At 59.7% G+C, this 10352-nt stretch carries 6 protein-coding genes, 1 tRNA gene and 1 rRNA gene; 6 read left to right on the top strand and 2 right to left on the bottom strand.

Translation table 11 applies throughout. The annotated features are described in order from the left end of the window. The first annotated feature begins 5 nt into the window (after nucleotides 1-5). The 3 genes from rrf (at nucleotide 6) to B5F28_RS08190 (ending at nucleotide 1429) form a co-directional block, all read left to right on the top strand. Nucleotides 6-122, top strand: a 5S ribosomal RNA gene (gene rrf / locus B5F28_RS08200). A gap of 24 nt (nucleotides 123-146) precedes the next feature. Next, nucleotides 147-221: transfer RNA gene (locus B5F28_RS08195), tRNA-Glu, on the top strand. A gap of 353 nt (nucleotides 222-574) precedes the next feature. Then, entirely contained in the window at nucleotides 575-1429 is an 855-nt protein-coding gene (locus B5F28_RS08190; RefSeq protein ID WP_087295122.1) for a metallophosphoesterase, read from the top strand. 69 nt (nucleotides 1430-1498) lie between these two features. Here B5F28_RS08190 and B5F28_RS08185 read toward each other — a convergent pair whose 3' ends face one another. Together B5F28_RS08185 and glgB are read right to left on the bottom strand one after the other, a co-directional pair. Beyond that, nucleotides 1499-2350, bottom strand: a complete 852-nt coding sequence (locus B5F28_RS08185) for a DegV family protein (RefSeq protein WP_087295120.1) — start codon at nucleotides 2348-2350, stop codon at nucleotides 1499-1501. 108 nt (nucleotides 2351-2458) lie between these two features. Beyond that, complete coding sequence (gene glgB, locus B5F28_RS08180) at nucleotides 2459-4276, bottom strand: 1,4-alpha-glucan branching protein GlgB (protein ID WP_087295118.1); 1818 nt, start codon at nucleotides 4274-4276, stop codon at nucleotides 2459-2461. 347 nt (nucleotides 4277-4623) lie between these two features. On the opposite strand from glgB, the gene B5F28_RS08175 reads away from it, so the two are divergent. The 3 genes from B5F28_RS08175 (at nucleotide 4624) to B5F28_RS08165 (ending at nucleotide 10278) form a co-directional block, all read left to right on the top strand. Then, on the top strand, nucleotides 4624-6636 hold the full coding sequence (locus tag B5F28_RS08175; protein ID WP_158097551.1) for a glycoside hydrolase family 25 protein: 2013 nt from the start codon (nucleotides 4624-4626) through the stop codon (nucleotides 6634-6636). A gap of 100 nt (nucleotides 6637-6736) precedes the next feature. Then, a complete protein-coding gene (locus B5F28_RS08170; protein WP_087295114.1) occupies nucleotides 6737-8470 on the top strand; it encodes an ABC transporter ATP-binding protein in 1734 nt (577 codons plus the stop codon). Further along, a complete protein-coding gene (locus B5F28_RS08165) occupies nucleotides 8467-10278 on the top strand; it encodes an ABC transporter ATP-binding protein (RefSeq protein ID WP_087295112.1) in 1812 nt (603 codons plus the stop codon). Before B5F28_RS08170 ends, B5F28_RS08165 begins: the two co-directional genes overlap by 4 nt. Nucleotides 10279-10352: the final 74 nt, after the last annotated feature.

Genomic DNA, 10352 nt, shown 5'->3' with positions numbered 1-10352 from the left:
ATATGGCCGGTGCCGATGACGCAGAGGTCCCACCTGTTCCCATTCCGAACACAGAAGTTAAGCTCTGTTGTGCCGAAGATACTTGGTTGGAGACGACCTGGAAAAATAGGTAGGCGCCGGCTTTTCTCTTCTCTTTATTTTCATATGGCCCGTTGGTCAAGCGGTCAAGACGGCGGCCTCTCACGCCGCAAACGGGAGTTCGATTCTCCCACGGGTCACCACGTCGGAATGGACTCCATTCCATTCAAAAAGCCCAGCCGAATGGCTGGGCTTTTCTCATACCATTCCGTCATTCCTCCTTAACCCCACAAAATTTTGCGAGGCAAATTTTTGCGGGGGCCCCGCTGCCGGGGCAGACAGGCACCCCGGCAGAATGGACTCCATTCCATTCAAAAAGCCCAGCCGAATGGCTGGGCTTTTCTCATACCATTTCGTCATTCCTCCTTAACCCCACAAAATTTTGCGGGAGTCCCACTGCTGGAACGGCTTGAAACTCATAAATTTTTTCTATCATCTTTGGCTTAAAAGCTGCATGGACTGCGGCATAGGGCTTTTTATATAGAGAAATAAATCCATGAAATACAAACAAACAAAAAGAAAACGGCGCTGGATTTGGGTGCTGTTCTGGATCGTGCTTGCTGCTCTGCTGGCAGGGCTGTATGCCCGTTTCGTGGAACCGAATCTGCTGGTAGTGCGCAGACTTTCCTTTCAGGCACAGGGAATCGCAGCCGACTGCCGTGTTGTCTTCTTTACCGACACGCATTTTGGGGAAGACAAATCCGTTGATTCCGCAAAACAGCTGGCAGACCGCATCAATCGGCTGGAACCGGATCTGGTGATTTTCGGAGGTGACCTGCTGGACAACTACGCCCGCGACCGGGAACAGCTGGACCTGGAGCTGCTGCGGCAGCAGCTGAGCAATATCGAAGCCCCGGGCGGAAAATACGCGGTTTGGGGCAATCACGACTGGGGCGGCGGTGCAGCGCGCATCTATCAGGAATTTATGGAATCCTTCGGCTTCCGGGTCCTGAAAAATGAAAGCCTGCTTCTGGAGGCGTATCAGCTCCAGCTGCTGGGTTATGACGACTATCTGACCGGCGAGCTGGGAGGTCAATTGCCCGCCTTTGCAGAAGGGGTATTCCCTTTGCTGGTTGCCCATGAGCCATATACGGCGCAATTGCTTTCGGGCATACCGGAGCGTGCGCTGATGCTGTTCGGTCATACCCATGGCGGACAGGTTGGAATCCCCTGGATCGCCCGCCGGATTCTGCCGCCAGGCTCCGGTGGCTTTGTACGCGGATTGTATGCACTGGATGACGCGGAGCGTTCCGCTCAGATTTATGTGAGCAGCGGCATCGGAACCACGCGGCTTCCGCTGCGGCTGCTGTCGCCGCCGGAAATTGTGTGTATTGATCTGCAGCCTGAATAAAAGCAGAATCATAATAGAAAAAGCTCTGTGCTGATTTTTCAGCACAGAGCTTTTTGCGTTGCAAAACAGTTAATCCTCGTCCTTGGCAAAATAGGCGATACCTGCCGCACCGGGGCCGGCGTGGGTGCCGATGACCGGTCCGATGTGGAACACTTCGGCAGCCGGGAGATGCAGATTGCCGATCAGATATTTCTGAATGGGCTCCATGGCACGGTGATGAGCAGTATAGCCCACCAGATACCGCTTGTCCGGGTCCAGACCGCCGTCCTGATCCAGCTGCTTGAAGAGGGCCACATAAGCACCGGGCAGACCGCGTGCTTTGCCCACCAGAGCCACATGACCGTCCTTCATGCCGACCACCGGCTTGATGCCAAGCACGGCACCGGCAAAGGCCTCCGCGCCGGTAAGCCGCCCGCCCTTGCGGAAATATTTCAGGTCATCCACCACAGCCAGCAGCCGGACCTTGTGTTTTTCCTCTTCCAGAATGCTTACAATCTCGCCTGCGGAACGGCCTTCATCCCGCAGCTCCACCGCAAGACGAACCAGCAGCTGGTTGCCCAGTGTGGCGCTGAGACCGTCGATCAGATAGATCTTGTCGTAATCCACCAGGGAAGCAGCGATCTGCGCGGACTGGTAGGTACCGGAGATCTTGCCGGAAAGCAGGATGGCAATCAGCTCGTCGCCTGCGTCCCGGGCGTCGTTGAAGGCCTTCTCAAAGGCCTCCGGGCTGGGCTGGCTGGTGCTGGGCAGCTTGTGGCATTCGCTGAGCCGCTGATAGAATTCTTCGGGAGGAAGATCCAGTCCATCCCGATAGGTGTCGCCGTTTTCAAAGGTTACCTGCAGGGGGACGATCTCCACCTGCATGCGCTGGGCCAGCGCCGCGGGCAAATCAGCGGTGGAGTCAGTCAGGATACGCAGCATAGAAACGTACCTCCTAAATTGTAATGGGGGCAGCCGGGCTGCCCAAAGATTTCTGTTGCCTTCATTGTAACGGGAAAGAGAAATACTGTCAATCCGACGGCAGGTATCTTACAGCCGGTACAGGCTGCCGCTCAAAGCGGGCAGGTCCAGACGAAGGGTGTGGCTCTTGCCAAGTACACCGCCTGGCGTTGCCCAGCATTCGGCAGCAGGGCAGCCGTCTCCGCCATACTGCGGGGCATTGGTGCAGAGAACCAGCCGGGCGTGGCAGACATTGTCGAAATACAGCGGGTATTGATCGTGAGATTTATCCTGCGTGTTGAGCACGATCAGGAAGGTGGAGCCGTCCGCACTGGTGCGGGTGAAAGCGAACACGCCGTCCTCCACCGCTTCGCAGGTGACCCATTGGAACCGTCCGCTGTGGTATTCACCGCTGTATAGTGCGGGTTCCTGCAGATACAACTTGTTCAGATCCCTGGCCAGCCGGAGGAAGGCCTGGTGCATGGGGTATTCCAGCAGACACCAGTCCATGGCACGGTCCTGGTCCCATTCCCGGAAGTGGGCCAGCTCGGTGCCCATAAAGCTGAGCTTTTTGCCGGGATGCAGCATGAAATAAAACTGCAGCAGCCGGGCCTGGGCAAATTTCTCCTCGTAGCTGCCCCACATCTTATCGATCAGAGTGCGTTTGCCGTGCACCACCTCGTCGTGGGATAATGACAAAAGGTATAATTCGTTGTAAAAATACTCCATGGAGAATGTAATGGTGTGATAGAGGCCGGGGCGCTGGTCGAAGGGGGCGGAGAAGTAGCGCAGCGTGTCGTTCATCCAGCCCATATCCCATTTGTAGTCGAAGCCAAGACCTTCGTACTGTACCGGGGCGGTGACCTTCAGATAGTTGGTGCTGTCCTCCGCGGCCAGGATCACCCCGGGGAAACGCTGGTGCAGGCCCTGGTTCATGGTCTGCAAAAAGTTCACCGCGCCCTGGTTCACACCCCGGGCATCGTCACCCTGCCAGTAGAGTGCCCGACTTACCGCGTCCATGCGCAAGCCGTCGCAATGGTAGGCCTCCAACCAGAAGGCGGCGGCGCTGTTCAAAAAGCTGCGCACCTCGCCCCGGTACAGGTTAAAGTTATAGCTGCCCCACTCACTCAGGCCCACATCGCTGTCGTATTCGTAAAGGTGCCCGCCGTCCAGCCGGGCCAGTGCGTCTCCGTTGCAGGCAAAATGCACCGGCACGAAGTCCATCAGCACGCCGATGCCTGCCTGGTGACAGGCATCCACAAAAGCAGCGAACTCTTCCGGCGTACCGTAGCGGCTGGTCACGCTGAAATAGCCGGTGCACTGGTAGCCCCAGCTGCCGTCGAAGGGGTGCTCCGCCAGCGGCAGCAGCTCGATGAAATTATACCCCTGCTCCCGCAGCCAGGGGATCAGCGCCCCGGCCAGCTGACGATAGGTGTACCACCGACCGTCCGGATGGCGCTTCCAGCTGCCTGCGTGCAGCTCGTAGATGTTCAGGGGCTGGTCGTAGCGGGCACTGCGGCCGGCGATCCAGGCCTCGTCCTTGAACTTGTGGGCGGGCATGCCCCACAGCACGCTGGCGCTGCCGGGGCGCAGCTCGGTATAAAAGCCGTAGGGGTCGGTGTGCAGCGCCCAGCCGCCGTCCTGTTTTTGAATGTTGAATTTGTAAAACTGGCCCTGATGTGCTTTTGGCACATAGCCGCTCCACACACCGGCGGCATCCCGGGTCAGGTCCTGGCCGGACCAGCCGTTGAAGTCGCCGCAGACCTGGACCCGCTGTGCACCGGGCGCCCAGATGCGAAACCGCCAGGCCTCGGGGCCCTGGTCCGGGGCCGGGTGCGCGCCCAGCATATGGTGTGCATCAAAGCACAGACCGGTGTGGAATTCGGTGGGTAGCATGGGAAGATCCATGGGGAAAACTCCTTTGTTTCAATGAGGAAAATGCAGATCGTTCAGCACCGCCGCAGAACTTACGCGGCAAAGCGCAGGCGACATTGCTTTTATTTCCCTTACATCTTACAACAAGAACGGGAAAAATTCCAGTGGAGGGTTAAAGAGAACGGCGATTGGTAGAGCAAAGAGGAAAAAGATAACAAGAAGCGGGAATGGGATTCGTGCAAAGTTCTGAAAAAGAGCAAGAATTCGGAAAGACTGTTTCCCCATGGGGAAAATATGATATACTTATACGTGATTACAGCCTTTTTCGCCGCAAAGCGGAAAAGTTGATCGATTATAGAAAGAGAAAGGAAGCTCGTCCTATGAACAAACGGGATCTTTCCCGCTATTTTTCGGGCAGCAAATTTTCCCGTATGCCCCTGGGCAAGGCGCTGGTTGCGCTGAGCTGTGCGCTGGCGGTTACTGTGAGCTGCGGCGCTGGCATTGCCTTCACCGCGGTGAACGCGGCCAACAACAGCTCGTCGGTATCGGTGAGCGTGGTACAGCCGGTATCCAGTGAAGTCCAGAGCCAGCCGGAGGCAACCGCAACGCCGGAGCCCACCCAGGCCCCGGTCCGTTTGGAGATCGAGGCCACTGCCGTGCAGCAGAGCGTGGGCGTTACCGTGATGGACGCTGACAGCGGTCTGCCGGTGCTGGGCCAGGATTTTGAGGTACAGCTGACCCCGAAATCCGGCAAGGCAAGCACTTATACAGTGGACCCGGAGACCGGTACGCTGCTCATCAAGCAGGTGAACATTGGCGAATACACGGTCTCGGTGACCGAGCGGGAGGGCTTTGTGACCCCCGAACCGGTGACCCTGGCGGTGAAGGAAAAGGTCCAGTACAAGGCTGATGTGGAAGCTGTTAAGGACCAGATCAAGCAGTCCAGCGAGGTCAACGAGGCCACGGAGGATAACGGCAACGCCAGCCATGCGGGTGCCGGCACCGGAAGCGGCAAGGACCCCACTCTGCCTGAGCCCACTGCGGCCCCCACAGCCGTTCCCTCCGGCAACGACTACGATTACAACGAATCCGCTGCGGAAGAGCGTAAGACCACGGTTTACATTCCCGATGTGGTGGAGCAGAACGGCCGCAGATATCTGAAATATGCGGACGGCAGCATCAGTCCTTACTATGTAAGCAAGACGGCCACCGCGCAGGATGGCACCGAGTTCCTGGTGGAAGCCACGCTGGACGCGGGCATGGTTCCCACGCCTACCCCTGCACCCACTGAGGTGCCTACACCGGAACCCACTGCTGTTCCGGAGTCTACCCAGGCCCCGGCGGACAGCACCTCCAATTCCGTGCCTGCTTCCGCTTCAACCTCGGTGCAGACTGCGGCGGGCGGTATCTTCGGGCTGGATCTGGGCGTATGGGCCCGAGGTGGCCTGCTGGCAGCCGGTGCGGCCGATGGCGTGAGCACCCTGTCGCTGGAGCCCACACTGCGCTTCTATGACGAGGGAGCCATGCAAGGCATCGCCCATGACGGTTTTGCCATGACAGCGGTGGAAAAGGTGATCGTGACCCTGTATTCCGGCTGGTACCCCAGCACCTCGGACAAGCAGGCTTACTACGATCCCAGCACCCACCAGAAGGTGACCGGCACCAAGGTGATCGCCGGCACTACATACAAGTTCGATGAGAACGGCACGCTGGTCAAGGAAGAGAGCAACAGCGGTTCGAATAGTGGTTCGAACAGCGAGGGCAGCTCGAGCGGCAATGGCGGCGGTACCACCTGGGTAAAGGGCGTGGATGTGTCCAAGTATCAGGGCAACATCGACTGGAACAAGGTAAAGGCCTCCGGCATCGAGTTTGCCATCATCCGCGTGGGCTACCGTGGCTACGGCACCGGCGTTCTGGTTGAGGACTCCACCTTCCGCCAGAACATTAAGGGCGCCACCGCGGCGGGTCTGAAGGTGGGTCTGTACTTCTACAGCCAGGCCATCAATGAGACCGAGGCCGTGGAGGAGGCCAGCATGGTGATCAGCCTGTGCCAGGGCTACAACATCAGCTACCCCATCTACTTCGATACCGAGAAGGTGGCAGGCGACACCGGCCGGGCCGACAACATCAGCCGTGCCCAGCGCACTGCCAATGCGGTGGCCTTCTGCGAGACCATCCGCAACTCCGGCTACAAGGCGGGCGTTTACAGCTACGCCAGCTGGTTCTACAATCAGCTGAACATGGCCAGCCTCTCGCCCTACAGCATCTGGATCGCTCAGTATCGGGACGAGCTGTCCTTCGATTACAACTACGATATCTGGCAGTACAGCAGCACCGGCTCGGTGCCCGGTATCCCCAAACCCACCGATATGAATGTGAGCAAGCTGGGCTGATCGCCCAAAGACAAAATCCCCCTGGGCGGTTCCGGCCTGACCGGAATCTGCCCGGGGGGCCGTTTTGTTCCCCATCAAGTTGAAAAAGGAGGAGCTGCGTATGGAACAGCTGAAGCGTGTTTTCGCGCATCTGGGCCGTTATAAAAAAGAGTTCATCCTGGCGGTGCTGTTTGTGGTGCTGGAAACCGGCCTGGAAATGTTCATTCCGGTGATCATGGCCGATACCATCGACGTGGGCGTGGCCAACCGGGATGTGAATTATATTCTGGTGAAGGGTGTGCAGATGGGCGTGTGCGCCCTGCTCTCGCTGGTGACCGGCATGCTCTATGCCCGCTATATGGCCCGGGCGGCCTGCGGTTTCGGCGCGATCCTGCGCCGGGAGCAGTATGAGAAGATTCAGGAGTATTCCTTCTCGGATCTGGATCGGTTTGAGACCTCGTCGCTGATCACCCGAATGACCACCGATATCACGGTGCTGCAGAATGCGGTGAGCGGCGGGCTGCGGCCCATGGTACGCGGTCCCTCCATGCTGATCATGGGCGTGGGGCTGGCCTTTTTCATGAACGCCCGGCTGAGCCTGATCTTCCTGTGCTGTGTGCCGGTGCTGGCGGCGGTGCTGGCCTTTATCGTGTATAAGGTGGCGCCCATGTACAGCCGTTTGCAGGTGGCTGTGGACCGGGTGAACGTGATCGTGGAGGAAAACCTGACCGCCATCCGTGCGGTGAAGGCCTTCGTGCGGGGCGAGTATGAGGAGGAGAAGTTCGAGCGGGTGAACCGGGGCCTGATGCAGACCAGCCAGCGTACCTTCCACTACGCGGTGCTGAACCTGCCCGCTTTTCAGTTTACCATGTATGCGGCGGTGACGCTGCTGCTCTGGTTCGGCGGCAACATGGTCATTGCGGGAAGTATGCAGGTGGGCAAGCTCACCGGCTTTCTGAGCTATGTGCTGCAGATCATGAACTCGCTGATGATGATCTCCAATGTGTTTCTGCTGCTCACCCGTTCGCTGGCCAGCGCGGCCCGTGTGATGGAGGTGCTGGACCATTCCCCCAGCCTGACCGACGGGGCTGAGGAGCGGGAGGAAATCGCGGACGGCAGCGTGGAATTCTGCCATGTGGACTTTAAATACAGCGCCACAGCCCGGGAAAATGTGCTGGAGGACATCTGTCTGCGCATCCCGGCGGGGCAGACACTGGGCATTCTGGGCGGTACCGGCTCGGCCAAGACCTCGCTGGTGCAGCTGATCCCCCGCCTGTATGACGTGACCGGCGGCTGCGTCAAGGTGGGCGGCCGGGATGTGCGGGAGTACCGGCTGGAGGCCTTGCGGGATGCGGTGGGCATCGTACTGCAGAAGAATGTGCTGTTCAGCGGCACCATCCGGGAAAATCTGCTCTGGGGCAACGAACAGGCCAGCGATGAGGAGCTGGACTGGGCCTGCCGCACCGCCTGCGCCGATGAATTTTTGAGCCGGATGCCCAAAGGGTTGGACACCGAGCTGGGTCAGGGCGGCGTGAACGTGTCCGGCGGCCAGAAGCAGCGCCTCTGCATTGCCCGCACCCTGCTCAAGCGGCCCAAGGTGCTGATCTTCGATGATTCCACCAGCGCAGTGGACACTGCCACCGAGGCCCGCATCCGGGCGGGCCTGACGACGCTGAAGGATACCACCAAGATCATCATCGCCCAGCGGGTAACCTCGGTGATGGAGGCGGATCAGATTCTGGTGCTGGAGGACGGCAGGGTGAACGGCATCGGCACCCACAGCCAGCTGCTGGCGGAAAACGCCATCTACCGGGAGATCTATGAATCCCAGATGAAAGGGGGCGGCGAAGAATGAGCAGACGGCAGTTTACGGCCCGACGGCCCAACGACCTGGGCCACACCCTGAAGGTGCTGCTGGCCTACATGGGTCACCATAAGCTGATCATGGCGCTGGTGGCGGTGCTGGTGAGCCTGAGCGCCGCCGCCAATCTGCTGGGAACCTTCATGCTCAAGCCTCTGGTGAACCGCTACATCCTGCCCGCCAATACAAACGGTCTGCTGGCGGCGGTGGGCATTGTGGCGGCCATCTACGCGGTGGGCGTGGTGTCCGCCTTCGGCTATACCCAGCTGATGGTGAAGGCTGCCCAGAAGATCGTGTATGAGATCCGGCGGGACCTGTTCGGCCATGTGCAGACCCTGCCGCTGCGCTACTTCGATACCCGCAGCCACGGCGACATCATGAGCCGCTTCACCAACGATGTGGACACCATTGCGGACGCGCTGAACAACAGCTTTGCCATGGTGATCCAGAGCTTTATTCAGATTGTGGGCACCCTGACGCTGCTGTTCGTGCTGAACTGGCAGCTCTCGCTGGTGGTGGTGCTGGGCTACGTTGCCATGTTCGCCACCGTGCGCTACAGCGGCCAGCGCAGCAAGCGGTATTTCCAGAGCCAGCAGCAGGTGCTGGGCAAACTGAACGGCACCATCGAGGAGATGATCAGCGGCCAGAAGGTAATCAAGGTGTTCAACCATGAGCGCCAGAACGTGGAGGCCTTTTGTGCCCAGAACGAGGCGCTGCGCCAGGCAGCTACCAGTGCCCAGAGCTACGCGGCCACCATGGTGCCCACCGTGGTGAGCATCTCCTACGTGAACTATGCCATTGTGGCGGTGCTGGGCGGTCTGATGGCCATTCACGGCATGACCGACGTGGGCAGCCTGACCAGCTATCTGGTGTTCGTGCGCCAGGCGGCCATGCCCATCAACCAGTTCACCCAGCAGTCCAACTTCCTGCTGGCGGCGCTGGCGGGTGCGGAGCGCATCTTCAACGCCATGGAGGAGGCCCCGGAGGTGGACAAGGGCAGCGTGGAGCTGACCGGCACCCAGGACGCCTGGGTCTGGAAGGACCGGGCAAACGGCCAGCAGACCCCGCTGCGGGGCGATGTGCGCTTTGAGCATGTGAGCTTCGGGTATGACAGCTCCCGCCTGATTCTGAAGGACATCAGCCTCTATGCAAAGCCCGGCCAGAAGATTGCCTTTGTGGGCTCCACCGGCGCGGGCAAGACCACCGTGACCAACCTGATCAACCGGTTCTACGACGTGACCGACGGGCGCATCACCTACGACGGGATTGATGTGCGCCGCATCCGGAAGCCGGACCTGCGCCGGTCGCTGGCGGTGGTGCTGCAGGACACCCACCTGTTCACCGGCACCATTGCGGACAACATCCGCTTCGGCAAGCTGGACGCCACCGACGAGGAGGTGGTGGCGGCGGCCAAGCTGGCCAACGCCCATTCCTTCATCCGCCGTCTGCCCAAGGGCTACGACACCCCGGTCACCGGCGACGGCAAGAACCTTTCCCAGGGGCAGCGCCAGCTGCTGGCCATCGCCCGGGCGGCCATCGCGGACCCGCCGGTGCTGATTCTGGATGAAGCCACCAGCAGCATCGACACCCGCACCGAGGCCCTGATCGAAAAGGGCATGGACCGGCTGATGGAGGGCCGCACCGTGTTTGTGATCGCACACCGGCTGTCCACCGTGCGCAACGCGGATGCCATTATCGTGCTGGAGCAGGGGCAGATCGTGGAGCGGGGCAGCCATCAGGAGCTGCTGGACCAGAAGGGTGAATATTATCAGCTGTATCACGGCATGTTCGAGCTGAGCTGAGGGAACCGCGCGCCGTGCCTGCCTTGGGCAGTTTGCCCGGGCGGGCACGGCGCTTTTTGTTTGTCACAAAAAGT

Origin of the sequence: Gemmiger sp. An194 (assembly GCF_002160145.1) — a bacterium.
Classification (GTDB): Bacteria; Bacillota; Clostridia; order Oscillospirales; family Ruminococcaceae; genus Allofournierella.
The sequence above is the reverse complement of the archived record's forward strand: the minus strand, read 5'-3'. Positions and strand labels throughout refer to the sequence as shown.

Excerpts from the sequence above, each read along its gene's own strand:
- B5F28_RS08190 (WP_087295122.1), top strand. The coding sequence starts at position 575 with ATGAAATACAAACAAACAAAAAGAAAACGGCGCTGGATTTGGGTGCTG.
- B5F28_RS08185 (WP_087295120.1), bottom strand. The coding sequence starts at position 2,350 with ATGCTGCGTATCCTGACTGACTCCACCGCTGATTTGCCCGCGGCGCTG.
- glgB (WP_087295118.1), bottom strand. The coding sequence starts at position 4,276 with ATGGATCTTCCCATGCTACCCACCGAATTCCACACCGGTCTGTGCTTT.
- B5F28_RS08175 (WP_158097551.1), top strand. The coding sequence starts at position 4,624 with ATGAACAAACGGGATCTTTCCCGCTATTTTTCGGGCAGCAAATTTTCC.
- B5F28_RS08170 (WP_087295114.1), top strand. The coding sequence starts at position 6,737 with ATGGAACAGCTGAAGCGTGTTTTCGCGCATCTGGGCCGTTATAAAAAA.
- B5F28_RS08165 (WP_087295112.1), top strand. The coding sequence starts at position 8,467 with ATGAGCAGACGGCAGTTTACGGCCCGACGGCCCAACGACCTGGGCCAC.